Source organism: Synechococcus sp. A15-60, from assembly GCF_014280095.1.
GTDB lineage: Bacteria > Cyanobacteriota > Cyanobacteriia > PCC-6307 > Cyanobiaceae > Synechococcus_C.
Genome location: NZ_CP047933.1, coordinates 1,870,028 through 1,893,124, shown reverse-complemented (window position 1 = coordinate 1,893,124; position 23,097 = coordinate 1,870,028). Strand labels below are relative to the sequence as shown.

Genomic DNA, 23,097 nt, shown 5'->3' with positions numbered 1-23,097 from the left:
TGATCCCAGCGATGATGTCCGTCAGGCGGGTACGCGCCCGCCACTGATGGAGGCTTTGAGCAATTCGGTGTTCACCCCTGAGGCACGCTCAAGCGCGACCTTGCCGGTCCGCGCAATCTCGATGATGCCGTAAGGAGCCATCAGACGTTCCAGAGCCACCAATTTTCCGGGGTCACCCACCACTTCCAATGTGAGCGCGTCGTCGGCGACATCCACCACCTTGGCGCGGAACACCTGAACGAGTTCAAGAATGCCGCTGCGTTGCGGTGCCGGTGCTGACACCTTCATCAGCATCAGTTCACGCTCGACGGCAGGCCGTTGAGACAGATCCAGCACCTGAAGCACGTTGACCAATTTGTCCAGCTGTTTGGTCATTTGCTGGACGGTCTGTTCGTCGCCCTCGACGACCATGGTTAGCCGTGAGCGTCCAGCCTCTTCGCCTGGTCCGACAGCCAGGCTGTCGATGTTGAACCCTCGGCGGGCGAACAGGCCGGCTATGCGGCTGAGAGCGCCAGATTCGTCCTCGACCAGGACCGACAAGGTGTGCTTCATGCCTGGTGCTCGATCCCGGATGCGCGTCGTGTCTCACCCAAATTACGGTCCAGCCAGTGCAAAAGCTCTTGATGGAAAGCGTCCGGCGTCTCGTCATGGGGGCAATGGCCTGTGTTCTCGAGCACCTTCAGCTCCAACCAGGGGTGTTGCTGCTGGACGCTTTCACCAATCAGCAAAGGGATGAAACGGTCCTGGCGTCCCCACAGCAGCAGCACTGGAGGGGCATCGTGTCGGTTTCGCAAACGTTCCAGCAACCTGGGTGCTGTCATCTGTGGAGGGCGTAGGGCCATGCCCACACTCATCGATCGCAGGCTGCGTGGGGCTGATAGCCGTCGTGCGGGTTGGGCAATCAACCGCTGCAACTCTTTGTCGTCGCGGATTGAGCGTTGATAGGCACCTTGGAGTCCAACACGCAACAGCGGTGTGCGACTGATCAAGGGAACAATCAGTTCGAGGGGGAGCAACCGACACGTCGTTCGCACCAACACCCTTTGCAGGCGTCGCAGCCAGCGAGGTGGACGCTGGCGAGCGGGTTGAACCAGGGCCGGGTCTGGCAGCGGTGCCGCCACAACCGCTTGGACAAGCTGCGGAGCCAGGGTTGCTGTTGTCAGTGCTGTTAGGCCTCCCAGTGAGTTACCCACCAGTACGGCAGGTTTCTGGACCACCTCACGCAGAAAGGCCGCGAGTTGAAGCGCCCAGAGGCGGTTGTTGAGGGTGCATCCGGCGCTGAGCCCAGGCTGATGGGAGCGACCGAAACCAAGGAGGTCAAGGCTAAACACGCGGTAGCCCGCCTCCATGAGCGGATGGGCGTTGTGGCGCCAATGGCTGCTGCTAGCCCCGAACCCATGCACCAGCACCATCGCGGGTGCATCCGCAGGTCCCAGCACGCGCCAGTGGCAGCGCATGCCCATCCAGTTCCACTCCCCCGCTTCACCCCAGTCGGCACCCATGGAGGCAGGCTGGAAAGCGGTTGCTTGCACGCGCTGAAATCACCGGATCTTCACTATCGCGAAGGGGCAGCCTGCCTGCAGATCGGCGACGGCTTCTTTCGTCGGGAATCGCGTCCGTCAAGGGATCTTTCGGTGCTTCTGGCTGCCTTGCAGGTCTCTCAAGCGCAGCGGCCCCTGCGGTGGCTCGATTTGATGGCCGGTTGCGGCATCCGAGGCCTGCGCTGGGGGCTGGAGGCCCTGCAGATCGCTCAACAACAGGTGGAGCTGTGGGTCAATGACGCTGATCCTGACCGGGGTTCTCTGCTGGCGGCAAACCTTCAGCCACTGCGCAGCGCGTCAGGGTTGACGTTGCGCACGAGCCACTTGGCTGCTGAACGGCTCTTGCGTCAGGCCTACCTCGATCAGAGCTTCTTTGATCTGGTCGATCTCGACGCCTTTGGCTGCCCGAATGTGCTGCTGCAGTCGGCCCTGGCTGTGTTGCGCTTTGGCGGTGTGCTCATCGTGGCCAGCACGGATGGACGTTCACCCACCGGTCATGACCGCTCAGCCGCGATCCGACGCTTTGGCGCAGCGGCGCGTGCCCATCCTGCGAGTTGGGAACTGGCGCTGCGGCTGCAGCTGGCCGCGATTGCCCGGGAGGCTTGGTTGCTGGGCCGCGGTGTTGAGCCAGTTGCCTGTTTCAGCGATGGCCGCACCTTTCGACTGGCGGTGCGCTTGCGGCATCGGGCCTCAGCACGGGAGGAGGAGCAATTGGGTCTGCTGGCGCGGTGCGAGCGCTGCGGTGATCAGTCAGTGCAGTCATTGCTCAAGCTCTCCGGTTGGAGATCCTGTGCCTGCGAGGACGGTTTGGGCCGTTGGGCGGTGACGGGGCCGCTCTGGACCGGTCCTTTGCAGTCACCGTTGCAGTTGCAAGCGTTGCTCGATCTTGATCCTCTGCTGCCTGGATCACTCTCGCCAGCGGGCCGGAACTTGCTGCAGCGTCTCCAGCAGGATGCCGGGCAGCCTGTTTGCTGTTGGTCCACGGCAGAACTGGCCAAGCGTCTTGGCATCGGCGGACCGCCTGCGCTGGCGGCGCTTGTTGCGGCCTTGCGGACCCAGGGGCACCATGCCCACGCGAGTGGCGTAATGGCAGGACAGCTGCGTACGGATGCGCCATTGGCCGTGTTGTTACAGCAGTGCGTCGATCTGGCGGCTGAGGGGCCTTAAATGGGTGTCGATCGTGACCCCAGCTCAATGGCCTCGGAGATTTTCGGAACAGCAGCAATTTTTTGGGTGCTGATCCCCGTGGGCTTAGCGGGTGGTGCCTTGTTGCTCAAGCTTCAGAAAGACTGATCCTCGTTTGTGCAGGGAGCACCATTAAGCTCCCACCTTGCCTTTGAGAGCCTATGCAGGTCCTGGTGGTTGGTGGAACGGGAACCCTGGGTCGGCAGATCGCCCGCAGGGCTCTCGATCAGGGGCACGACGTTCGTTGCATGGTGCGCACCCCCAGGAAAGCTTCATTCCTTCAGGAATGGGGGGTCGAGCTCACCCGCGGTGATCTGTTAGAGCCGGCGAGTCTTGACTACGCCCTGGATGGCGTCGACGCCGTTATCGATGCAGCCACCAGTCGCCCGGACGACCCCAGGAGCATCTACGAGACGGACTGGGACGGAAAGCTGAATCTGCTGAGAGCCTGTGAACGCGCGGGCGTGAAGCGCCTCGTATTCCTTTCGCTGCTGGATGCGGACAAGCACCGTGATGTTCCTCTGATGGACATCAAGTACTGCACCGAGAAGCTGCTCCGGGAGTCCGAGCTGGACTACACCGTGCTTCAAGGCGCTGCCTTCATGCAGGGCGTCATCAGTCAGTTTGCGATCCCCGTTCTCGAGAGCCAGACCGTTTGGGTGAGCGGCAGTCCCACCTCAATTGCTTACATGAACACCCAGGACATGGCGCGATTTGCTGTGTCTGCTCTCGATCATCCCCACACCATTCGCAAAACCTTTCCAGTGGTGGGGCCCAAGGCATGGAACACCGGTGAGGTGGTTCAGCTCTGTGAGCTGGCCTCCGGAAAATCAGCCCGCGTGTTTCGTGTTCCCCCCGCGTTACTGGATCTCACGGCAGGGATCTGCTCCTTCTTTGAGCCTGCGGTGAATGTGGCAGAGCGTTTGGCTTTCGCGGCCGTGACGGGTGGCGGGGGAAGCTTGAGTGCCCCGATGGACGAGACCTACACCAGTTTTGAGATTGATCCGGAAGAGATCACGGGCCTGGAGGAGTACATCCGCGAGTACTACGACACGATCTTGAAGCGCCTACGCGCCATGGAGGCCGATCTCGACAAGGACGCCAAGAAAAAATTGCCATTCTGATCCAAGCGTTCGCCAATTCGTCTAGTTGATTTGTACTGGTTTTCGTTAAGGTGGCGTTCTGATGCTCCCTGTTGATGTCCGCCGCTCAAGTCAAAAATCTGCAGCGTCGTCTCGACAACCTCGCTCGTGAAGCGGAAACCGAGCTCGATCGCGCCTGTGGTCATGACCTCTGGCGCAGCATCGGTTTCGATGCCTTCGACAGCTTGGAGGACAACGACCGCCGTGCCAGCGCCAACTACTACTACGGTCAATGGTCGACCGTGCGTGAATTGCAGGAGGTACTGAGCTGATGAGCGAAGGATGTTGTGGTCCATCCCTGGATCAGACGCAGGCTGTCGAGGCGCGTTACGGCGCGGCAGCGCAAGAGCAGGAGGCTTGTCTTTGCACGCCTGTTGCCTATGACACCTCTCTGCTTGCCGTCATTCCTGAGGCGGTAGTGGAGCGTGATTACGGCTGCGGGGATCCGACACGATGGGTCAAGCCCGGTGACACCGTTCTCGATCTCGGCAGTGGCAGTGGCAAGAATGCCTTTATTTGTGCTCAGGTTGTGGGCCCATCCGGTGCTGTGATCGGTGTGGATCGCAACGCCGACATGCTGGCGCTTTCGCGTCAAGCTGCTCCGGTGGTGGCCGAAACGGTGGGTTACGACAATGTTCGCTTTGTTGAAGGGGCCATTGAGTCATTGGATGCACCCACGGCTGCAGGCGAACTGCTAATCGCCACCGCCAGTGTCGATGTCGTGTTGAGCAACTGTGTGCTCAACCTGGTGAATCCTTCGGCGAGGACATCCCTGTTGCACAACATCCGCAGAGTGCTGCGCCCGGGTGGTCGTGTTGCGATCAGCGACATCGTCTGCGATCGACCCGTCCCCGATCATTTGCAGCGGGATGCAGAGCTCTGGAGCGGTTGCATTAGTGGTGCCTGGCAAGAAGAGGCGTTCTTGGCTGATTTCCGTGCACTCGGTTTTGAGGATGTGACCTACGCCGATCGCTCCGATCAGCCCTGGCGGGTTGTGGAGGGGATTGAATTCAGGGCTGTGACGTTGATCGGTGCCTTGCCGGCCGCTTGAGCAGAGCCATCAGGCGATCCTGTTCATTGGCAGTGACGGCTCGCCATTCTCCTGAACCAAGGTTGTCCAGGCTGAGTGGTGGGCCGCCATCCATCAAGTCCACGCTGTGGCGAATCAGCCGCAAGGTGGGCAGCCCGACGGTGGCTGTCATGCGCCGGACCTGACGATTGCGTCCTTCGGTGAGGCTGATCTTCAGCCACGTGGTTGGAATGCTTCGCCGTGTGCGGATCGGGGGCTCGCGTTCTGGCAATGCTTGCCAGCATGCGGTGGTCAGAGGTTCAACGCGCGCTGGTCGCGTGCGCTGTTTCTGAACAACAACGCCCTGGCGCAGTGCCTCCAGTTGAGAGGGAATCGGTGTTCCCTCCACTTGCACCCAATACGTGCGCCAATGACCGAACCGGGGATCCGTCAAGCGTTGTTGAAGACGGCCGTTGGCTGTGAGCAATAGAAGCCCCTCACTGTCTGCATCCAATCGGCCGGCCGGGTAGACCCCAGGGACGTCAACCCAATCAGACAGAGAATCCCAGCGACTGTTTGGTTCTGATGTGAACTGGCTCAGAACCCCGAAGGGCTTATGCAAAAGAAGCGTCAGGAGTGATCACCGAAGCAAATCAACAGAGCTTCACCCCAGCTGGAGGCATCGTTGATGTGATCGTCATGCAGGTGCTGCATCCGATCAGCCTGCATTTTCATCATCGTTGCCTGAGTGAACTCGTGACCTTGCTCTTTCGCGAGATCCACCACGTGCTTTGGGGTGGCAGCTTGACGCACCTGTTCGCGAACCTGGGAGTCGGACTGCACAAGGGCAGCAAATGCGGCAAGGGCTGACTCGGACACAGTGATGAGGCGTTTCTTCGAAGATTAGGTGGATTTCTGACGGGCTCGCCAGAGATTGACAGCACCGATGGAAATCATCAGAAGCCCCAGATCCATGGAAAGGGGAGGAAGAATCATCGCGGTGTCGTTGCGCTGCGTGACCCTAGGGAGATGACCTTGCGCATGGGGATGATTCGGGAGCGGATGGCCTTCTAAAATGTTGCTGTGTTTTGTCAGGTCAACGCCGGCGCATGATTGAAACCTCGGGTGTGATCGAGAAAGAACAGGGCAATGGGTTCTACCTAGTGACTCTGGAGCAGCCCGCAGGTCACCAATGCCTTTGCCGTGCTGCTGGCAAGCTCACCAAGTTCCGCATCAAGTTGCTAGCCGGCGACAAGGTGTTGGTTGAGATCAGCCCATACGACCTCACCCGTGGTCGGATTACTTACCGGGAACGCAATGCAGGCGCTCCCGGTGGTCGTCCGGGTGGCAACCGTCCCGGTGGTCCACGCCGTCGCTGAGCCTCAGCGCTCGACCAGCAGTGATTGGATCGAATCCTTGAATTCGCTGCGCTGCTTGACGCCACGCCACTGCTGCTTCAGTTCCTTGTCGTAGAACAGTTGCACGGTTGGAGTTCCATTCACACCGGCCTGTTCAGCGATCGCTTGGTCGGCTTCGATGTCGATTTCAATCCCTTGTGCAGCGCCTGAGAGTTCATCCAACACCCGTTTGAGCTGTGGCTTGAGCACATGGCATGGACCACAGCTGGGAGAGGTGTACACCACGAGCAAGGGTTTGGTGCTGTCGTGATACAGCTTCCGCAGGGCGTAGCTGCCCTTCTGCCAAAGGGCCGAAGGGTCGTAGGTGGATTCGGTGGTTTCAACCGTTGCTTGCGGTGTCTCAGCCGAGGCGGGTTCGGTTTGTTCCCGTGTCACCAGTGATGCCAGGTTGTTGTGGCTGAGCCACCGTTCGGCTGCAAGGGCGGCCTGACAGCCACTCCCGGCAGCCGTAATGCCTTGGCGCCACTCAGCATCAGCCACATCACCAGCGGCGAACACGCCTTCCATCGAGGTTTCAGGCCGACCTGGCTGGGTGATCAGATAACCCTTGGAATCACACTTGAGCTGGTCCTCCAGGATGTCTGTGTTGGGCGTGTGGCCGATGGCGTAAAACACGCCGCTCACCGGAAGGTGCTCTTCGAGGCCGCTATCGCGGCGAAGCAGCGTTAAGCCTTTCAGCCAATCGTCTCCGGTCGCGTCCAGCACCTGGGTGTTCCAGTGCACCGTGATCTGAGGGTTTGCCTGGACGCGATCACCCATGGCGGCACTTGCACGCAGTCGATCCGAGCGCACCAAGAGGTGTACGTGGCTGCCGTATTTGGTGAGATAGACAGCTTCTTCGCAGGCCGAGTCACCGCCGCCCACAACGGCCAGTTCCTCGTTGCGGAACTGAGGGGTGGCTCCGTCGCAGATGGCGCAGGCACTGATGCCCTGGCTCCAGAAGCGCTCCTCGTTGGGAAGTCCCAAGCGATTGGCGCTGGCGCCTGTGGCGATGATCAGAGCATGGGTTTCGATCGTCTGGCCATCGCATTGGATGCGGTAGGGGCGCTGGCTCAGATCAATGGCATCAGCGTCGGCCTCCAGCAAGCGAGTGCCCCAGCGACTGGCCTGAGCTTTCATTAGATCCATCAGATCAGGACCCAACACCCCGTCCGGAAAGCCGGGAAAGTTTTCCACGTGCGTGGTCGTCATCAGCTGTCCACCAGGAATGCCTCCCCGCTGGAATCCTGTAATCAGCAAGGGGCTCAGATTGGCTCGTGCGGCGTAGATCGCAGCGGTGTATCCGGCGGGTCCAGACCCCACAATCACCAGATTTTCGACCGCCATGGCTTATGCGGAGTGACTATGAGTTAACTCTAAGGCCGCGACGGTCGGCTCCGGGAGCCAAGGCCTTGAAACCGCAAAGACCTTATTGGTGAGTAAAAGTAAACGAAGAGCGTGGAGCTTCGACTTCCAGCGCTTAATATTGTCTTTAGATTCTTAGCTGTCCTCAAATGCAGTGCCGAAGTATTGGTGCTTGCTTTTGTTAGGAGCCTGTTGAACGCTCATCACTGAGTCCTCAAGCAGCTCTGGATGTTCCCCAAGGCAAGTGATCCATTCTCGGAATTCTTCGGTCAGCGCGTAACTATCCTCGTAGCGCTCAGCGCTGTCGAGAACAGCGATCCGGGTGGATGCCCAGCAGGTGGCAACGCTGACGCGACGTTCAAGAGCTGCATCCATGACGGTCTCCCAGATGGTGGCCAGGTTGATTGCTGATGGGTCGTCATCAGCCCTGAATTCGCTAAACGTCGCATTTTTTTTGGCGCACAAATGTTTTCAACGCTGCAAAAATCTGGGTAATTCCGGAGTTTTCATGCGAATGACTGCTCCGGCTCCATCCTCAACCGCCTCCATCGGCAAGCTCGGCCCTCGCCAGGAGCCTCCGTTGTCGGTCCGGTCTTGATCGTCACCCACTGCCGGAACGGCGATGCAATAAGGCTCAGAGAGCGACCAGCTGCGCGCGTACTGCATGAGGAGTGGATCTGCTGGCGCAAACACATACGAGGGTTCGCGTGGAATGGATTCCAGGCCTGCCCGTTCGCCGCACATCCGCACCGCACGCGTGATGCCCTGCACGAACCGGCTGCGGGTCACCACTGTGGTGAGGTAGGCCACCACTCTGATGCGAGAGGCATCAAAGCCCTCTGCGCACATGTCGATGCTCACCAACCAGTCAGCCGGGCCGGTCTGAAAGCCGCTTAAGCGTGCAGCGGCATCGGGGTCCTGCGAGTGCACGAAATCCACCCGGTCGCCCTCTTCCTCCAGCAGCAAGGTGATGGCGCGCGCGTGCTCGATATCGCGTGCAATCACGAGACCGCCGGCGCGTGGGTGCTTGTTGCGCACCTTCTCGAGTTGTTTGCGGGCCCGCAGCAGCAGTTGCAGCGCAATGCTGCTGCGATCGGATAAACGAATGGCGCGGCGCAGATTGCGAGCTCGCCAGCTTTCACGCTGTTCGGCCGACAACGGTGAGACCTCTCGGTCTGGGATGCCCTCCTGGCCGTGCTCCACCCAGCCGTCCTGAAAGCGGAACTCCAGGGGTCGAACATCTCCTGCTGCAATCAGTTCCCTCGGTTCAACGGAAAGATCCGGATGAATCTGTTCCACCAGTTGTCCCTGTTCCTCGACGCGCACCCGTCGGGCTGCACAGAAGGCCAGGTTGTCGGCGCGAAAGGGGGTGCCGGTCAAGCCGAGGCGCAACCGCGCACGGCTACTCAGTTCCAGAAAGCTTTGACCCCAGACGGGCCCATCCGGTTCATCAGGGTCGACGCCAAGGTGATGGGCTTCATCCGCGATGGCCAGAAGTGTTTCCGCGTTCCATCGTTGGAGTTCGGCTGACAACGCCTGCTGCTGTCGACCGGCTCCCTGATAGCTGACGAGCCAGCCATCAGCTTCACTGTTCAGCTGATTCGGTCCCGACCACAGCTCGAGCGTCAGTCCCACTCGAGCTGCGGCGCTTTGCCACTGGCTGAGGATGGAGGTGCGGTGGCAGAAGACCAGGATGTGCTCGAGTCGCTGTTCCTGTTGCATCGCCTGGAACGCCAGCAAGGCCCCCAGTGTTTTGCCTGCTCCAGGACCCGCATGGATCAGCACATCCCGGGCTGCATGTATCTCGGGTTGCAGCCGTCTGCGGAGCAGCTGAGTCAGCTGCTGCTGCCATTCCCTGGGGCGAATGGAGTGACCTTGGGGCTTGGCGCCAAGGGCAAAAGACGGTGTGTCGATAGCGACGCTGAAAGTTAGGTCTTTCTAACCATTTCAAACGTCTGCGCCACCTTTACCTTCCGACCATCGCCCCTTGGTCTCGCGACCGTGCCGCCATGGCCAGATGTCGGACCCGATCATCCTCCGGACCTGAGTCCCACCGATGCCTGGAGCGTTGCTGGACTCTTGACTGTGACCTGGATCCCATGATTCTCCGCGTTCGGTGGCTGCGTCGCCAGGACCTGCCCGGGCAGGCAATCGCCATCGAGGAGGAGCTTCAGCCGATCTTCTGAAGCGTCTCCTCGATTTGACAACGATTTGGGTGGACGTCAGCGAGCGGAATTCAGAGAGCTTCCGTGTGATTGCAGAGCAGGCGTTCCACATCCATGAATCCGTCTTGAGCGGCCTGCTGAGCGCGATCCATCCGTCCTCCGGCCCGCTCCAGAAGCCGAGCGCTGAGACGTTCTGTCAGCACATCGCGCTTCTCCTCCAGCAAGGTGAGAATCTCATGCTCGATCAACTCACGCACTGCTTCACTACGCAGGTGATCGTCGGATGCTTCGTCAAAAGTCCCTTGAACAAGCTCCTGGATGAACAGTCGATGCACTTCACTGCTGCGCAGAAAGCTTTCCGTGGCATTGATGATCCCGTCGACCAGCGTTCGATCCGGTTCGGAATCCAGCTCCTGAAGCTTGAATTCCCAGTCCAAATGACGGCGCTGCCAGCCTGACGCATGCAGGCTCGGCATCACCGTTTGTGAAAAGGTGTCAACCGACATTTCGTAGATGCGTTCCGCCAATCTTTCGCACCATTCGCGGCCGTGGTCGGCCAGCAGTTGTTCCATGGCTTGACGTTCCACGGCATGACCGCCGTGGTGGCTATGGCAGACGCCGTCCGGACATTCGATTGCAGTAAGTCCCATGCTGCTGAAGACAGGACCCTCTCCTTAGCCAAAGCTTCAGTGGTGGAGAAGCATCTTCAGAAAAGATGCAGGCTCTTGTTCAGGCGACCTCGTAATCTGTCGTGGGTCGGCGGCATCCCAATCTTGCCCAATCTGTTGATCCCGGTGGAGAGCGCAGCGGGCGAAACCCGCGTTGCGGCTTCTCCGGAAACCGTCAAGAAATTCACGGCGCTCGGTTGCCGGGTCGTGCTCGAACAGGGTGCGGGTCTGGCTTCCGGTTATCTCGATGAAACGTACTCCGAGTGCGGTGCCGAGCTGGTGCCCGTCGCAGACGCATCTGCCTGGTCTCAAGCGGATGCGTTGTTGTGCGTTCAATCCCCAACAGCTGATGCCTTGGGGCGTTTGCGCTCAGGTGCACTGCTGGTGGGATTGCTGGCGCCTTACGCCAACAGCGAGCTAGACGGAGCCCTGAAGCGCTGTGGCCTTTCAGCTATGGCTCTCGAACTGTTACCTCGCATCAGCCGGGCTCAGTCCGCCGATGCGTTGTCATCCCAGGCCAACATCGCTGGTTACAAATCGGTGCTGCTCGCTTCGGCAGCGCTCGACCGCTATTTCCCGATGTTGATGACAGCGGCGGGAACCGTGCAACCTGCTCGGGTCGTGGTGCTCGGCGCCGGTGTGGCCGGTCTGCAGGCCGTGGCTACGGCACGACGACTTGGTGCTGTTGTGTATGTCAGCGACATCCGACCTGCTGTGAAAGAGCAGGTGGAGTCCCTCGGTGCCCGCTTCATCGATCCTCCGGAAATGGAGGACAAGCCCGCTGAGTCCGGTGGTTACGCCAAGCAGGCCTCTGATGCGTTCCTGGCTGCACAACGTCAGCAGCTTTCGGATCAGCTGGCCGAAGCGGATGTGGCCATCTGCACAGCTCAGGTGCCGGGTCGCCGTGCACCGCGCCTGATCAGTGAAGACATGCTGGATCGCATGCGTCCGGGATCGGTCGTGGTGGACCTTGCGGTGGCCCAGGGCGGCAACTGCGCCGACACGGTTCCATCCGAGACGGTTAATCGCAATGGCGTGAAGCTGATCGGTGCCAATGACCTGCCCTGCACCGTGCCCAATCACGCCAGCGCTCTCTACGCACGCAATCTGCTGGCTCTGCTTCAGCCCACCCTCAGCGATGGACAGCTGACCCTCGACACGGAGGACGAGCTGATTGCCGGATGCCTGATCAGTCAGGACGGCACCATCCGTCGCAGTGACGTTCTCACCCCAGGAGCCAACTGATGGATACAAGCTTTGTGGAGTTCCTCTGGGTGCTGCTGCTCGGCAGCCTCCTGGGCCTCGAACTGATCGGCAAGGTGCCTCCCACCCTGCATACACCTCTGATGAGCGGCGCCAATGCCATCTCAGGCATCACGGTGCTGGCTGCACTCACCGCCATCATCCGTTCCGGTGACAACCCTGTTCTGTTGATTCTGGGTTCGGTGTCACTGGGATTTGCTCTTTTCAATGTGATCGGCGGCTTCCTGGTCACCGATCGCATGCTCGCCATGTTCAGCCGTAAGCCCGCCCGCAAGGAGAACCGCTGATGGATTTTCTGAAATACGCCGTTGAGTTGGTGGCGGTTCTGCTGCTGGCTCTCGGGATCAAGGGTCTCTCCAAAGTTCGCTCGGCTCGCAGCGCCAACCAATTGGCTGCGGTGGCCATGGGCCTGGCTGTTCTCGGGTTGTTGATCAACTCCTTCGGGACGTCTGGCATCAGTGCAGCGGCCTGGATCTGGATCATCATCGGCACGGCCGTTGGTGGGGTTTGTGGTGCCATCACCGCGCAGCGGGTGCCGATGACCTCCATGCCCGAAACGGTGGCCTTGTTTAACGGCTGCGGGGGCATGTCGTCATTGCTGGTGGCTCTCGCTGCTGCCTTTTACCCCAAGCAATTGGATGCGTTCGGGCTGGTGGCCGTGGTGTCCATCGCCATCTCTGTGTTCGTGGGTGCGATCACATTCACGGGCTCGATTGTGGCGATGGCCAAGCTCCAGGGCTGGTTGTCCACCCCAGCTTGGATGCAGAGCAAGGCCCGTCATGCGGTGAACATCGCGCTCGCCGTGGCGTCTCTTGTTGCTGCCATCAAGCTGATTGCCGATGGAAGCGGCACCCAGGCGCTGACCCTGCTTGTGGTGGCCTCGGGTCTGTTGGGTGTTGGAGTCACCTTGCCGATCGGCGGCGCTGACATGCCCGTGGTGATTTCGCTCTTGAACAGCTACTCCGGTGTGGCCGCTGCTGCGGCCGGTTTCGTGGTGGGCAGTCAGCTGCTGATCGTGGCGGGCGCCATGGTCGGTGCAGCGGGACTGATCCTCACGCAGGTGATGTGCAACGGCATGAACCGCTCGTTGGTCTCGGTGCTGTTCGGCGGTGCACTCGGCGCCAGTGCGTCCTCCGGTGGCGGTGGTGGTGAATACACCAATATCACCAGCTGCAGTGTTGAGGAGTGTGCGCTCACCCTCGAGGCGGCGGAGCGCGTCGTGATCGTGCCTGGTTACGGCCTCGCAGTGGCCCAGGCTCAGCACACGCTGCGGGAAGTGACTCGTTCGCTTGAAGCGGCTGGTATTCAGGTGGACTACGCCATTCACCCGGTGGCAGGTCGCATGCCGGGTCACATGAACGTGTTGCTTGCAGAAGCTGATGTGCCCTACGAGCAGCTCAAGGAAATGGACGTGATCAACCCGGAGTTCCCGGCCACCGATGTGGTGCTCGTGCTCGGAGCCAACGATGTGGTCAATCCCCAGGCCAAGAACGATCCCGATTCGCCTCTCTACGGCATGCCTGTGCTCGACGTGCAGCAGGCCCGCACGGTGTTTGTGGTGAAGCGGGGCATGAGTGCCGGTTACTCCGGCATCAAGAACGATTTGTTTGAACTGGGGAACACCTCCATGGTGTTTGGTGATGCCAAGAAGGTGCTCGGTGATCTCCTTGGTGAGCTCAAAGAGCTCGGTGTGAGCAAGAAGTGATCAGCGCGATTCCATCCGGCTTTTGAAGGCTTCGCACGTGAATCGTCCAGACAACCCCCAGCTGTTGAGGCAGCTGGGGGTTGTTCCCTATCAACAGCGTTTTCCTTGGATCGGTGGAGACCTTCAGACTCTGCGAGACACGCTCCGCCCGGTAGCGCTTCCACCTGACCGTGGCGAACCCATCGCGATCCCTGTTCCTGCGTTAGCGAGTGGTGCTGCCGCCGCTGGCGCGTTGCTGGCGTTTCTGGATCGCCCGCATCCCAGCTCCGACTTGCCAAGTGCACCGCCCCGAGGGCTGGTGCTGCTGTTACACGGTCTTGGCGGCTCCAGTCGGCGTGAGGGCCTGAGGCGTCTTGGCCTCACCCTTCAGGCCAATGGCTTTGCCGTGCTCAGGCTGAATCTGCGCGGCGCAGATCCCGGCCGTCATCTTGCCGGTGGTACCTACGCAGCTCGTTGCAACAGTGATCTTCTGCCAGTGATCCAACGTGCGCGCCACTTGTGTGCTGAATTGGTTGCCCCAGCACGGCCAGTGCCCCTGTTGGGTGCCGGGGTGTCCCTGGGGGGCACCATGCTGCTAAACGCCTGCATGGCCAGCGTTGAGGAGAGAGCAACGCATGGTTGGCAAAGCCATGCCCCGCTGTTGGATGGTCTGTTCTGCGCTAGCAGTCCCTTGGATCTTGCCGCCTGCAGCGCCTCGATCGAACGTCCGCGCAATCGCGTGTATCAGCGTTGGCTTCTGCAGCGTCTCGTGCGCCAGACGCTGGCGGACCCCTTCGGCGTCAGTGCCCAGGAGCAGCGGCAACTCAGTGGTGAACCGCCCCGGTCAATCCGTGCCTTTGATGCGGCGATCACAGCACCGCGTTGGGGCTTTTCTAGCGTCGATGCTTACTACCAAGGAGCCTCGCCGCTGACTCAACTGCTCAAGGATCGACGAACGCTTCCCCCCACACTCCTGCTTCAGGCCCTCGACGATCCATGGGTGCCTGCTGCCGCTGCAGAACAAGTGAGCGCCGTGCTCGAGCCTTTGATGCAGGGCGGGCCGGAGCCGCTGTCGGTGCTACTGACCCGTCAGGGTGGCCACAACGGGTTTCATTCGCCTGGCGATGCTCTGAACACCGGCTGCTGGTCAGACCGCATCGCCGCGTCTTGGTTGAGACAGCTCAGTCCGATGCCGGAGTGCTGAAGGGGCTACGCCGGATCACCCAGTCTTCACAGGGCTGGCCTTGGATCACATGCTCCTCAAGGATGTGGCGTACCCGTTCGGGCGTGACACCGCCGTACCAGATGCCATCGGGCCAGACCAAGAGTACGGGGCCCTGTTCACAGATCCTCAGGCAGTCGGCCTTGGTGCGGAGCACGATGCCCTGTGGGCGCTCTGGTGATTCCAAATTCAGCTCACGCACTCCTTGCTTCAGGGCTTCCCAGCTCTGCGCGCCCACGTTGGGGTCACAGCATTTGGCCTTGGTGGGTGTCGCGCAGAGCAACAGGTGGTGGCTGACCAACGGTCGAATGGCGCGGGTCGTGGTCACGCAGCAAAGGCTGTTGTCATGCGCTGGGTGCCACGGCTCACCTGTTCGCGCACGGCTTGCCGAGCCCACTGGTCAACAGCCAGCACATCCTCAAGCTGCGGTGCATCCACTCGATCGTTCTTGTGGCGTTCACAGGCGGCCTCGATCAGGTCAGGAATGTCGAGGAAGTGAATCCTCTCGTTGAGGAACTGGGCTACTGCTTCTTCATTGGCGGCATTCAGCACCGCGGGCATGGTTCCGCCGGCACGTCCCGCTGCGTAGGCCAGCTTCATGCAGGGGTATTTGGCGGGATCCGGTGCGCGGAATGTGAGCTGCCCAACTTGGGCAAGATCCAAACGCTTCCAGGGGGTTTCCAGGCGTGAGGGCCAGCTCATGCAGTAGAGAATCGGCAACTTCATGTCGGGCCAGCCCAGTTGGGCCAGCACGGAAGAATCAGCCAGTTCAATCATCGAGTGGATGATGCTTTGGGGGTGGATCACGATTTCGATGCGGTCAAAATCCAGCCCGAAGAGGTAGTGCGCCTCGATCACCTCGAGACCCTTGTTCATCAACGAAGCGGAATCGACGGTGATTTTTCGCCCCATGCTCCAATTGGGATGGGAGGTTGCATCAGCGACAGTCGCCTTCTCGAGATCAGCGGCCTTCCAGTCGCGAAAGGCTCCTCCTGATGCAGTGAGCTGAATGCGGCGCAGTCCGGGCGTGGGCACACCCGTGGAGAGTCGGGCATTTTCGGCCCATGGCGTGCCTTGAAGGCATTGAAAAATGGCGGAATGCTCGGAGTCAGCAGGCAGCAGACGACTGCCGCTTTTTTTCAGTTCCGGCAGCACCACGGGCCCCGCGGCAATCAGCGTCTCTTTGTTGGCCAGTGCAAGATCTTTGCCAGCCCGGATGGCCGCCAGTGTGGGCAGAAGGCCTGCACAGCCCACGATGCCGGTGACCACAAGATCTGCTGTGTCCCAGGCCGCAGCCGTGTTCAATCCGTCAGGGCCACCCACCAGATGGGGCTGTCGTTGCGGTTGCTGGTCGGCTGGCAGTGCCTTCAGTCGCTCTTTGAGCTCAGGGAGGAGCGCCTCATCGGCCAAGGCCACCACTTCGGGATTGTGCTGCTGGATTTGCTCCACCAGCAGCGCCAGGTTTCTGCCTGCCGTAAGGGCTACCACCCGGAACTGATCCGGAAAATCTTGAACGATCTCGAGGGTCTGGGTGCCGATTGAGCCGGTGGAGCCCAGCACGCTGATGGCTTTCACACGGAATCCGGCAAGTGCCGCCATCCTCCCATTTCAATTCCGGCTGCTGGCAAACTTTCCCCAACACGGTCTCTAGGTACATGGCCACAGCGCAGAAGGAGTCCTGGCAGTCGGGTTTGGGCTTTGTGCTGGCTGCATCGGGCAGTGCCGTGGGCCTGGGCAACCTTTGGGGATTTGCCTACCGCGCGTCACAGGGTGGGGGCGGCACGTTCGTTCTGCTTTACGTGCTGATTGTGATGACCATTTGTCTGCCAGTGCTGGTAGCCGAGATGGTGTTGGGTCGCAGCACGGGCCGCAGTCCGTTGTTGGCGCCCGTGCAAGCGGCTGGGCGCGCTTGGCAGCCCATGGGCTGGCTGTTTGTGGTGGTGTCTTGCGGAATCTTGGCCTTCTACGGCGTGCTGATGGGCTGGACGGGTCAGACCCTGCTTCACGCGCTGCAGGTGGGACTTCCCAGCAGCATGGGGGAGGCGGAGCTGTTCTTCGCGGGCATCAGTGGCGGCCAGAGTGCGATCGCCGGACAGGCCGTCAGCATGCTGCTCACTGCGGTGGTGGTGGCGGCCGGTGTGCAGGCAGGAATTGAGCGCCTCTCACGTATGGCTCTGCCGATGTTGTTTCTGCTGCTTGTGGTCCTGGCGGTCTGGGCTAGTTCTCTCCCCGGCGCGGCGGAGGGTTACCGCACGTTTCTGTTGCGTTGGGACAGCCAGGAGTTGTTCAACATCACCACCATCCGCAATGCCTTCACACAGGCGTTCTTTTCGGTGGGGACAGGGATTGGCGCAATCCTGGCCTATTCGGCCTATCTGAATCGCAAAGCACCGATTCCCTCGGAAGCGGTCGCCGTCGTCGGACTGGATACTGCTGTGGGTCTGCTGGCTGGCCTGCTCACCTTTCCGGTGGTGATCAGCTTCGGCCTGGGCGATGCCGTCAGTGGATCCACGATCGGCACCATCTTTCTATCTCTGCCCACGGGGCTTGGGTCCATCGGTCTGACCGGGAGGATTGTGGCGGTGACGTTCTTTTCCCTCGCCTATTTGGCTGCGATCACCTCGTCGGTGTCGTTGCTTGAAGTGCCCGTGGCGGCCCTGATGGACCGCTGCAACTGGAGTCGTCGCAACGCCGCCTGGGTCAGTGCGGCTGTGATCTTTGTCGTCGGTTTGCCGGCGGCCACCGATCTCAACGTGCTCGGCACGATGGATGACCTCTTCGGGGGCGTCCTGTTGATTGCTGGTGGTTTGCTGATCGCGGTGCTGATGGGTTGGTTTGCATCGCGAAGCTTCCTGGAGGATCTCAAGAACAGTGGGATCACACCTCCCGCGAGGGCTGGGATCATTCTGTTTTTCCTGCGCTGGGTGTCGCCTCTGGTGATCGCCGCAGGCTTGTTGATCAGTGTTGTGGATCTCATCGGCAAGTGGACGTATGTTCCCCGGTAGTGGACGGGGCAGGCTTGATCCCCAAACGGCATTCAGAGCACGCGCCGTAGGTGCACCGATGCAAGACGCACCTCACGCAGGAAGCAGATCGACGCCACCATCAACAAGATCATGGCCGCGATGAACATGGGCACCACCACAAGCGTGAGGTTTAGGCGGCTGATCACGCTCAGGAACATCACGGCCACCACGCCGGAGATCAACAGGGGGGCCGCCGTGAGCAATTCAATCGCTCGAATGATCAGTTGGGCTCGTTTCCGGTAGCTGGAGCGTTCCCTGTCATCCACCGTCTGTCCAGACTCGAGCTCCTCCTTGGCTCGGCATGCATTCTCAACGACCCGCACGAGACGACCAGAGGTCACATTCAAGAGCGCGCCGATGCCCGCCAGCAGGAACACTGGCGCGACGGCCAGTTGGATGGCTTTGGACAGACTCTCCGGTTGCATGCGCTGAAGCACCAACGCTGCGGACCTTAGACCTTGTGTCGGCAGAATCCGGTAGACAGGGCCCTGATGCACACCAACAGGATGCTCTGGCTCAAGCGCTGGAATTTTATCGAGCGGGCCAAGTTGGAGCGCGAGCTCTGGGATGCCTTTGAAGCCCGGGAGGATCCGGACGCCAAGCTGGCTGAACTCCAGGCTTGGATTGACGCTGCCGATCCCGCAGACCCCGCGCTGGGTGATCAGCGTTTCCGACTCGAGGTGTGGACCACGACCCTGGTCCGCATTCGCAAGATCGAGGCGATGATGGCTGGAAAGCAGCGCTAGAGCTCAGCTGCGTCGCCACTCGGTGATCCCGCCGGGCTTGTCGATCAGTTCGATGCCCTTGGCGGTGAGGTCATCACGAATTCGGTCTGCAGTCGCAAAGTCTTTGTTCTGCTTGGCCTGCTTGCGTGCAGCAATGGCAGCCTCGATTTCGCCACCATCATCGATCTGGTTGGTCGCTGTATCGGCAGCGGCGGTTTCCAATTGGAGGCCTAACACTCCAGAAAGTTCTCTCAATAAACGCCAACGCTTTAGGAGTTCATCCAAATCGTCCTTGGTGTGATCGACCTGATCGCCACGATCCAGACGATTAGCGAGGGCTTTCAGAGGCTTGGCCAGATCGAACAGCACTGCCAGGGCACCTGATGTGTTGAGGTCCTGGTCCATGGCTTCGACGAAACGGTTCTTGGCGCTGAGCAAGACTTCACTATCGACTGAAACTTCAGATTTCACGGCACCTGAAGCCAACGGTTCCGATTGGGGCCATCCAAGGGGTCGTGTGAACAGCTCACCAAGGCCAAGTGCGGCGTTGAGGCCTTTCCAGCCAGTGTTGGCGGCATCAAGGGCATCCGCTGTGAAGTCAAGGGGCTTGCGGTAATGAGCCTGAAGCACGAACAACCGCAGGGTCATAGATGACACACCGCTGTCGAGAAGCGCACGGATGGTTGTGAAGTTGCCAAGCGATTTCGACATCTTTGTGCCGCCCACGTTGACCATGCCGTTGTGCATCCAAAGACGTGCTAAAGGAGCATCATTGGCCGTTTCTGATTGGGCAATTTCATTCTCATGGTGTGGGAACACCAAGTCACCGCCACCGAGGTGGATATCGATGGTTTTGCCGAATTGTTGGCGAACCATCGCTGAGCATTCGATGTGCCATCCGGGGCGTCCAGGGCCCCATGGTGACTCCCAGCTGGGTTCGCCATCTTTGGCGCTTTTCCATAGCGCAAAATCAAATGGATGGCGTTTTCGCTCTTCTTCGTTTCCGCTGGTGCGACCGCTAGCGCCCTGCTGTTGCTCATTGGGGTCTCGGCCACTGAGCTGGCCATAGTTTTTTGCTTTGGAGACGTCAAAGTAGACGTCGCCATCGGATCCGTAAGCAGCTCCTTTGTCTTCAAGTTCTTTGATCAATGTATGAATCTCTGGGATGCAACGTGTGGCTCGTGGCATTTTATCGGCTGGGAGAATATTTAATCTGGCCATGTCGATTTCAAAGGCCTCAATATTTTTCTCGCTGACCTCTTCCATCGAGGTTCCTTCTGCTGATGCTTTGTTCAGTATTTTGTCGTCAATGTCCGTGTAGTTCTGAACAAATGTGACGTCATAATCGCGCCAAATGAGATAGCGGCGAAGAACATCCCAGTTGATATAGCTGCGAGCATGCCCAAGGTGGCAAAGGTCATAAACGGTGACACCGCAGCAATAGATGGTTGCCTTGCCTTCTTCCAGTGGATTGAACGCTTCCGTCCGGTTGCTCAGACTGTTGGTGAGGCGCAGCGACACAGGCCTGGTCAGACACTGAATGGAGACTACGGCCCGTCCCTCCAAACTTGTCGTATGAATCGCTCACAGCCTGAAAGGTCGTTACCCATGGTTGTTGGCGAGGGGCAAGGAGCTTGGGGCTGGATCGCATGTCGCATGGGTGCGACAGATCAGCCCAACACCTTTATTTCGCTTCCATCCAGTTCGCGCCGACACCGGTTTCGGCCACGAGCGGAACGCTGAGTTCAACGGCCTTTTCCATGGTGGACACCACCAGCTCCCGTGTGGTGTCGAGCACTTGAGGATCCACCTCCAGCACCAGCTCATCGTGCACCTGCAGCAACAGACGGGCAGGTAGCCCCTGTTGCTCGATCGCCGCCTGCAGCTGGATCATCGCCAGCTTGATGATGTCGGCACTGGAGCCCTGGATGGGGGCATTGGCGGCCGCGCGCAGCTGCTGTGCCTCCATGCCGCCGCGCCTGGCCACATCTAGTTCGATCTCCATGGGGTCTTTCCCCAGCAAACGGCCCAGACCGTTGCGGTCGAAGTGGAAAGGCCGTCGCCGTCCCAGGATGGTCTCCACGTAGCCACGGCTCAAGGCCAGGCGCTCCTGCAGTTCTAGGAAGGCAAACACCTTGGGGTAGCGCTCCCTGTAGCGGCTGAGGAACTCCTTCGCTTCCAACTGACTGACGCCGGTCTCACGGGCAAACCGCTGGGCGCCCATGCCGTAGATCACACCGAAGTTGATCGTCTTGCCCAGTCGTCGCTCGTCGGCGCTCACCGTGTCTTTATCGAGCAGCAGACGCGCGGTCAGCGCATGCACGTCGTCTCCGTCTCGGTAGGCCTGCTGGAGCACTTCCTCCCCGGAGAGATGGGTGAGGATGCGCAGCTCGATCTGCGAGTAGTCAGCGCTGAGCAGCGTCCAGTTCTCCTGCGGCAGGAAGGCCTTGCGGATGCGTCGGCTGTAGTCCGTGCGAACGGGGATGTTCTGCAGGTTGGGGTTGCTGCTGCTGAGGCGACCGGTAGCAGTCACGGCCTGGTTGAAATCCGTGTGCACACGGCCGGTCTCGGCTTCCACAAGCTGGGGCAGAGCATCCACGTAGGTGCTCTTGAGCTTGCTGAGCACGCGGTGTTCGAGCACCAGCGGCACCACCGGGTGATCGCTTTCCAATCTCTCCAGCACCGTGGCATCGGTGCTGTAGCCAGTTTTAGTACGCCGGGATTTTTTGCGATCGAGGCCCAGGGTGTTGAACAGCAGTTCTCCCAGCTGTTTGGGTGAGGCCAGGTTGAAGTCAACGCCTGCCGCGTCCTTGGCGTCCTTGTCCAGCCGCTCCAGCGTGTCTCCCATCTCCTTCGAGAGTTCTCCCAAATAGGGGAGATCGATGCGGATACCAGTGGCTTCCATCACCGCCAGCACCGGCTCAAGAGGCAGTTCCACCTGATCCAGCAGGCGAGGCAGCTGGTCGCCGCAGGCCTGCAGCTGCGCCCTCAGATCAATGGCGAGGCGGCGGGTGAGATGAACGTCCATTCCGCAGTACAACGCGGCTTGATCGAGGGACACCTCAGCAAAGCAACTGGCTTTGCCGTCTTTGGGCTTGCCGACGAGATCGCTGAACAGCGTGGGAGTGATGCCGTAGTTCCGTTGTGCCATCACGTCCAGGCCATGCTTGGCTGCGGCGTCACGCAGGTAATCAGCCAGCAGGGTGTCCATGACTACCCCTCCCAAGGGCATGCCGTGGCGAAGGAGGATCAAACGGTCGTATTTGGCGTTCTGAAGGGCCTTGGGATGGTCAGGGCTGGCCAGCCAAGGAGCCAGCTGAGCTAGCACGGTCTCCAGTGGCAACTGCACTGGGGCATCTGAGCTGTCGAGGGTGGGCTCTGTCGCGGAGCGATGTCCGATCGGGATGTAGGCCAGAGCCGTCGGCTCGGGTCCCCAGCACATGCCGATCCCCACCAGTTGGGCTTTGAAAGGGTTGAGGTCGGTGGTTTCCGTGTCCAAGGCCACAGGGGCCATGGCATCCGTGCAGCCCATCAGCCGCTGCACGAGCGCCTCGAGGTCCGCTGCAGTGCTGATCACCTGAGGTTGCAGTTCAGGGTGTGCCGCGGCGGTCTCGTGCGTGTCGTGAATGGAGGCCGATGCGCTCTCATCGGCAGGGGCCTCGCTGCTGGTGCTCTTGGGTTTGGGTGTGGCTGATTCGAGCAGATGCCCATTGGCATTGAGCCCGCCGGTGGAGAAGGTGGCGACGAATCCGGGCACCTGGCGCACCAGGCTGTTTAGTTCCAGATCTTCCAGCTGCTGCTGCAGTCCGTCCGCGTCCACGGGGCCCAGCTCGAGCACAGGCTCTTCCGGTAGCGGGATGTCCACCAGGATCTCGGCCAGCTTGCGCGAGAGGTAGGCGTTGTCTCGGTCGGCGCTGAGCTTGCCTTTGAGCGCTCCCTTCACCGCCCCCCGACTGGCTTTCGGTCCCTCGGCTTCAACTTCTGCCAGCACCTTGTAGACGCCATCGAGGTCGAAGTTTTCCTTGAGCAGGTTGATCGCTGTCTTCGGGCCAACCCCCTTCACACCCGGGATGTTGTCGGAGCTGTCACCGGTGAGGGCTTTGAGATCCACCACCTTGTTGGGCATCACGCCCAGCTTGCTCTCCACGCCCGCTTCATCAATCAGGGTCGGACCGCTGCTGCGTGCATAGGGGCCGCCTCCCATGTACATCACCGCGATGTCGCGCTGGTCATCCACCAGCTGGAACAGGTCACGATCGCCGCTGAGGATGCGCACGCGCCAGCCGGACTCGGCAGCGCGGTTGGCCAGGGTGCCCAGTACGTCGTCGGCTTCAAATCCTGGAGCCAGGCAGAGCGGCAGCTGCAGGAACTGGCGCAGGATTCCCTGCAATTGATCCAGATCCTGAAAAAACACCTCTGGCGCCACATCGCGATGGGCCTTGTAGTTGGGATCGGCTTCATGCCGGAAGGTGGGTTCCGCGGTGTCGAAGGCGATCGCGACACCTTCAGGCTTCAAGCCCTTGCAGTTGTCGAGCAGTGACTTGAGAAACCCATAGGTCACGCTGGTGGGCCGCCCATCCTTGGTGGCCAGTCCACCATCGCCTCCTTTGCTGAATGCATAGAAGCTGCGGAAGGCCAGGGAATGGCCATCCACCAGCAGCAGCAGCGGTTTCTCCTTGGTGTCGGGCATGGATTCGGGCAGGTC

Annotated in this window: 26 protein-coding genes; 13 read left to right on the top strand and 13 right to left on the bottom strand. The window is 60.3% G+C overall.

All coding sequences use genetic code 11. The features are described from left to right. Positions 1 to 21: 21 nt before the first annotated feature. Entirely contained in the window at positions 22 to 552 is a 531-nt protein-coding gene (gene ilvN / locus SynA1560_RS10385; protein ID WP_186469201.1) for an acetolactate synthase small subunit, read from the bottom strand. Then, positions 549 to 1,532, bottom strand: a complete 984-nt coding sequence (locus tag SynA1560_RS10380) for an alpha/beta fold hydrolase (protein WP_255476928.1) — start codon at positions 1,530 to 1,532, stop codon at positions 549 to 551. The genes ilvN and SynA1560_RS10380 overlap by 4 nt, the downstream gene beginning before the upstream one ends. Between SynA1560_RS10380 and SynA1560_RS10375 the strand changes: the two genes are divergently transcribed. The 5 genes from SynA1560_RS10375 (at position 1,527) to SynA1560_RS10355 (ending at position 4,919) form a co-directional block, all read left to right on the top strand. Beyond that, positions 1,527 to 2,708: a N2,N2-dimethylguanosine tRNA methyltransferase gene (locus SynA1560_RS10375; protein ID WP_255476927.1), complete on the top strand. Its 1,182-nt coding sequence runs from the start codon at positions 1,527 to 1,529 to the stop codon at positions 2,706 to 2,708. The genes SynA1560_RS10380 and SynA1560_RS10375 overlap by 6 nt on opposite strands. A gap of 27 nt (positions 2,709 to 2,735) precedes the next feature. After that, entirely contained in the window at positions 2,736 to 2,834 is a 99-nt protein-coding gene (gene petM / locus SynA1560_RS10370; protein WP_007100308.1) for a cytochrome b6-f complex subunit PetM, read from the top strand. A gap of 53 nt (positions 2,835 to 2,887) precedes the next feature. Further along, entirely contained in the window at positions 2,888 to 3,850 is a 963-nt protein-coding gene (locus SynA1560_RS10365; protein ID WP_186469198.1) for an NAD(P)H-binding protein, read from the top strand. Positions 3,851 to 3,924: 74 nt separating this feature from the next. Then, positions 3,925 to 4,140: a hypothetical protein gene (locus SynA1560_RS10360; protein WP_186469197.1), complete on the top strand. Its 216-nt coding sequence runs from the start codon at positions 3,925 to 3,927 to the stop codon at positions 4,138 to 4,140. Continuing rightward, positions 4,140 to 4,919, top strand: coding sequence for a methyltransferase domain-containing protein (locus tag SynA1560_RS10355; protein ID WP_186500449.1), 780 nt, complete (start codon positions 4,140 to 4,142; stop codon positions 4,917 to 4,919). Before SynA1560_RS10360 ends, SynA1560_RS10355 begins: the two co-directional genes overlap by 1 nt. Here the strand turns inward: SynA1560_RS10355 and SynA1560_RS10350 are convergent. Both SynA1560_RS10350 and SynA1560_RS10345 read right to left on the bottom strand, forming a co-directional pair. Continuing rightward, the gene (locus tag SynA1560_RS10350; protein WP_186500448.1) at positions 4,879 to 5,499 is read right to left on the bottom strand and encodes a pseudouridine synthase; all 621 of its coding nucleotides are present in this window, start codon (positions 5,497 to 5,499) and stop codon (positions 4,879 to 4,881) included. The two genes, SynA1560_RS10355 and SynA1560_RS10350, sit on opposite strands and share 41 nt — an antisense overlap. A gap of 8 nt (positions 5,500 to 5,507) precedes the next feature. After that, a complete protein-coding gene (locus SynA1560_RS10345; protein ID WP_255477147.1) occupies positions 5,508 to 5,720 on the bottom strand; it encodes a Nif11-like leader peptide family natural product precursor in 213 nt (70 codons plus the stop codon). 266 nt (positions 5,721 to 5,986) lie between these two features. Between SynA1560_RS10345 and infA the strand changes: the two genes are divergently transcribed. After that, on the top strand, positions 5,987 to 6,256 hold the full coding sequence (infA, locus tag SynA1560_RS10340) for a translation initiation factor IF-1 (RefSeq protein WP_006041809.1): 270 nt from the start codon (positions 5,987 to 5,989) through the stop codon (positions 6,254 to 6,256). 3 nt (positions 6,257 to 6,259) lie between these two features. Here infA and trxB read toward each other — a convergent pair whose 3' ends face one another. The 3 genes from trxB to SynA1560_RS10325 all read right to left on the bottom strand — a co-directional run bounded on the left by trxB (position 6,260) and on the right by SynA1560_RS10325 (position 9,469). Further along, a complete protein-coding gene (gene trxB / locus SynA1560_RS10335) occupies positions 6,260 to 7,621 on the bottom strand; it encodes a thioredoxin-disulfide reductase (protein ID WP_186500446.1) in 1,362 nt (453 codons plus the stop codon). 153 nt (positions 7,622 to 7,774) lie between these two features. Next, positions 7,775 to 8,014, bottom strand: a complete 240-nt coding sequence (locus SynA1560_RS10330; RefSeq protein ID WP_186500445.1) for a hypothetical protein — start codon at positions 8,012 to 8,014, stop codon at positions 7,775 to 7,777. 96 nt (positions 8,015 to 8,110) lie between these two features. Continuing rightward, positions 8,111 to 9,469 (bottom strand): DEAD/DEAH box helicase, encoded by a 1,359-nt coding sequence (locus SynA1560_RS10325; protein WP_370523240.1) that lies wholly within the window; start codon positions 9,467 to 9,469, stop codon positions 8,111 to 8,113. Between SynA1560_RS10325 and SynA1560_RS13990 the strand changes: the two genes are divergently transcribed. Continuing rightward, positions 9,413 to 9,571: a hypothetical protein gene (locus SynA1560_RS13990; protein ID WP_370523156.1), complete on the top strand. Its 159-nt coding sequence runs from the start codon at positions 9,413 to 9,415 to the stop codon at positions 9,569 to 9,571. The two genes, SynA1560_RS10325 and SynA1560_RS13990, sit on opposite strands and share 57 nt — an antisense overlap. A 304-nt stretch (positions 9,572 to 9,875) precedes the next feature. Here SynA1560_RS13990 and SynA1560_RS10320 read toward each other — a convergent pair whose 3' ends face one another. Further along, positions 9,876 to 10,454 carry an EF-1 guanine nucleotide exchange domain-containing protein gene (locus tag SynA1560_RS10320; RefSeq protein ID WP_186469191.1) on the bottom strand — a complete coding sequence of 193 codons (579 nt, stop codon included), beginning with the start codon at positions 10,452 to 10,454 and terminating at the stop codon, positions 9,876 to 9,878. 144 nt (positions 10,455 to 10,598) lie between these two features. On the opposite strand from SynA1560_RS10320, the gene SynA1560_RS10315 reads away from it, so the two are divergent. Genes SynA1560_RS10315 through SynA1560_RS10300 form a run of 4 tightly spaced genes read left to right on the top strand, consistent with a single transcriptional unit; the run spans position 10,599 to position 14,623 of the window. After that, positions 10,599 to 11,717, top strand: a complete 1,119-nt coding sequence (locus SynA1560_RS10315) for a Re/Si-specific NAD(P)(+) transhydrogenase subunit alpha (protein ID WP_255476926.1) — start codon at positions 10,599 to 10,601, stop codon at positions 11,715 to 11,717. After that, a complete protein-coding gene (locus tag SynA1560_RS10310) occupies positions 11,717 to 12,022 on the top strand; it encodes an NAD(P) transhydrogenase subunit alpha (protein WP_186469189.1) in 306 nt (101 codons plus the stop codon). The genes SynA1560_RS10315 and SynA1560_RS10310 overlap by 1 nt, the downstream gene beginning before the upstream one ends. Further along, the gene (locus SynA1560_RS10305; protein WP_186500443.1) at positions 12,022 to 13,440 is read left to right on the top strand and encodes an NAD(P)(+) transhydrogenase (Re/Si-specific) subunit beta; all 1,419 of its coding nucleotides are present in this window, start codon (positions 12,022 to 12,024) and stop codon (positions 13,438 to 13,440) included. The genes SynA1560_RS10310 and SynA1560_RS10305 overlap by 1 nt, the downstream gene beginning before the upstream one ends. Before the next feature lie 37 nt (positions 13,441 to 13,477). After that, complete coding sequence (locus tag SynA1560_RS10300) at positions 13,478 to 14,623, top strand: alpha/beta hydrolase (RefSeq protein ID WP_186500442.1); 1,146 nt, start codon at positions 13,478 to 13,480, stop codon at positions 14,621 to 14,623. Here the strand turns inward: SynA1560_RS10300 and SynA1560_RS10295 are convergent. Together SynA1560_RS10295 and SynA1560_RS10290 are read right to left on the bottom strand one after the other, a co-directional pair. Continuing rightward, positions 14,601 to 14,969, bottom strand: coding sequence for a ferredoxin (locus SynA1560_RS10295; protein WP_255476925.1), 369 nt, complete (start codon positions 14,967 to 14,969; stop codon positions 14,601 to 14,603). The genes SynA1560_RS10300 and SynA1560_RS10295 overlap by 23 nt on opposite strands. Next, positions 14,966 to 16,216: a 1-deoxy-D-xylulose-5-phosphate reductoisomerase gene (locus SynA1560_RS10290; protein WP_186501654.1), complete on the bottom strand. Its 1,251-nt coding sequence runs from the start codon at positions 16,214 to 16,216 to the stop codon at positions 14,966 to 14,968. Before SynA1560_RS10290 ends, SynA1560_RS10295 begins: the two co-directional genes overlap by 4 nt. A gap of 80 nt (positions 16,217 to 16,296) precedes the next feature. On the opposite strand from SynA1560_RS10290, the gene SynA1560_RS10285 reads away from it, so the two are divergent. After that, positions 16,297 to 17,646, top strand: a complete 1,350-nt coding sequence (locus tag SynA1560_RS10285) for a sodium-dependent transporter (RefSeq protein ID WP_186500441.1) — start codon at positions 16,297 to 16,299, stop codon at positions 17,644 to 17,646. Between the two features lie 32 nt (positions 17,647 to 17,678). On the opposite strand, the gene SynA1560_RS10280 is transcribed toward SynA1560_RS10285, so the two are convergent. Next, positions 17,679 to 18,092 (bottom strand): DUF2721 domain-containing protein, encoded by a 414-nt coding sequence (locus tag SynA1560_RS10280; RefSeq protein ID WP_186500440.1) that lies wholly within the window; start codon positions 18,090 to 18,092, stop codon positions 17,679 to 17,681. A gap of 81 nt (positions 18,093 to 18,173) precedes the next feature. Here SynA1560_RS10280 and SynA1560_RS10275 point away from each other — a divergent pair, with 81 nt between their 5' ends. Further along, the gene (locus tag SynA1560_RS10275; RefSeq protein ID WP_186501653.1) at positions 18,174 to 18,413 is read left to right on the top strand and encodes a hypothetical protein; all 240 of its coding nucleotides are present in this window, start codon (positions 18,174 to 18,176) and stop codon (positions 18,411 to 18,413) included. Positions 18,414 to 18,416: 3 nt separating this feature from the next. On the opposite strand, the gene cysS is transcribed toward SynA1560_RS10275, so the two are convergent. Together cysS and polA are read right to left on the bottom strand one after the other, a co-directional pair. After that, positions 18,417 to 19,913 (bottom strand): cysteine--tRNA ligase, encoded by a 1,497-nt coding sequence (cysS, locus tag SynA1560_RS10270; RefSeq protein WP_186500439.1) that lies wholly within the window; start codon positions 19,911 to 19,913, stop codon positions 18,417 to 18,419. Positions 19,914 to 20,076: 163 nt separating this feature from the next. Next, entirely contained in the window at positions 20,077 to 23,082 is a 3,006-nt protein-coding gene (gene polA, locus SynA1560_RS10265) for a DNA polymerase I (protein WP_186500438.1), read from the bottom strand. Positions 23,083 to 23,097 lie beyond the last annotated feature (15 nt).

Excerpts from the sequence above, each read along its gene's own strand:
- polA (WP_186500438.1), bottom strand. The coding sequence starts at position 23,082 with ATGCCCGACACCAAGGAGAAACCGCTGCTGCTGCTGGTGGATGGCCAT.
- SynA1560_RS10285 (WP_186500441.1), top strand. The coding sequence starts at position 16,297 with ATGGCCACAGCGCAGAAGGAGTCCTGGCAGTCGGGTTTGGGCTTTGTG.
- SynA1560_RS10275 (WP_186501653.1), top strand. The coding sequence starts at position 18,174 with ATGCTCTGGCTCAAGCGCTGGAATTTTATCGAGCGGGCCAAGTTGGAG.
- SynA1560_RS10320 (WP_186469191.1), bottom strand. The coding sequence starts at position 10,454 with ATGGGACTTACTGCAATCGAATGTCCGGACGGCGTCTGCCATAGCCAC.
- ilvN (WP_186469201.1), bottom strand. The coding sequence starts at position 552 with ATGAAGCACACCTTGTCGGTCCTGGTCGAGGACGAATCTGGCGCTCTC.
- SynA1560_RS10310 (WP_186469189.1), top strand. The coding sequence starts at position 11,717 with ATGGATACAAGCTTTGTGGAGTTCCTCTGGGTGCTGCTGCTCGGCAGC.
- infA (WP_006041809.1), top strand. The coding sequence starts at position 5,987 with ATGATTGAAACCTCGGGTGTGATCGAGAAAGAACAGGGCAATGGGTTC.
- trxB (WP_186500446.1), bottom strand. The coding sequence starts at position 7,621 with ATGGCGGTCGAAAATCTGGTGATTGTGGGGTCTGGACCCGCCGGATAC.
- petM (WP_007100308.1), top strand. The coding sequence starts at position 2,736 with ATGGCCTCGGAGATTTTCGGAACAGCAGCAATTTTTTGGGTGCTGATC.
- SynA1560_RS10305 (WP_186500443.1), top strand. The coding sequence starts at position 12,022 with ATGGATTTTCTGAAATACGCCGTTGAGTTGGTGGCGGTTCTGCTGCTG.
- SynA1560_RS13990 (WP_370523156.1), top strand. The coding sequence starts at position 9,413 with ATGGATCAGCACATCCCGGGCTGCATGTATCTCGGGTTGCAGCCGTCT.
- SynA1560_RS10355 (WP_186500449.1), top strand. The coding sequence starts at position 4,140 with ATGAGCGAAGGATGTTGTGGTCCATCCCTGGATCAGACGCAGGCTGTC.
- SynA1560_RS10280 (WP_186500440.1), bottom strand. The coding sequence starts at position 18,092 with ATGCAACCGGAGAGTCTGTCCAAAGCCATCCAACTGGCCGTCGCGCCA.
- SynA1560_RS10330 (WP_186500445.1), bottom strand. The coding sequence starts at position 8,014 with ATGGATGCAGCTCTTGAACGTCGCGTCAGCGTTGCCACCTGCTGGGCA.
- SynA1560_RS10365 (WP_186469198.1), top strand. The coding sequence starts at position 2,888 with ATGCAGGTCCTGGTGGTTGGTGGAACGGGAACCCTGGGTCGGCAGATC.
- SynA1560_RS10360 (WP_186469197.1), top strand. The coding sequence starts at position 3,925 with ATGTCCGCCGCTCAAGTCAAAAATCTGCAGCGTCGTCTCGACAACCTC.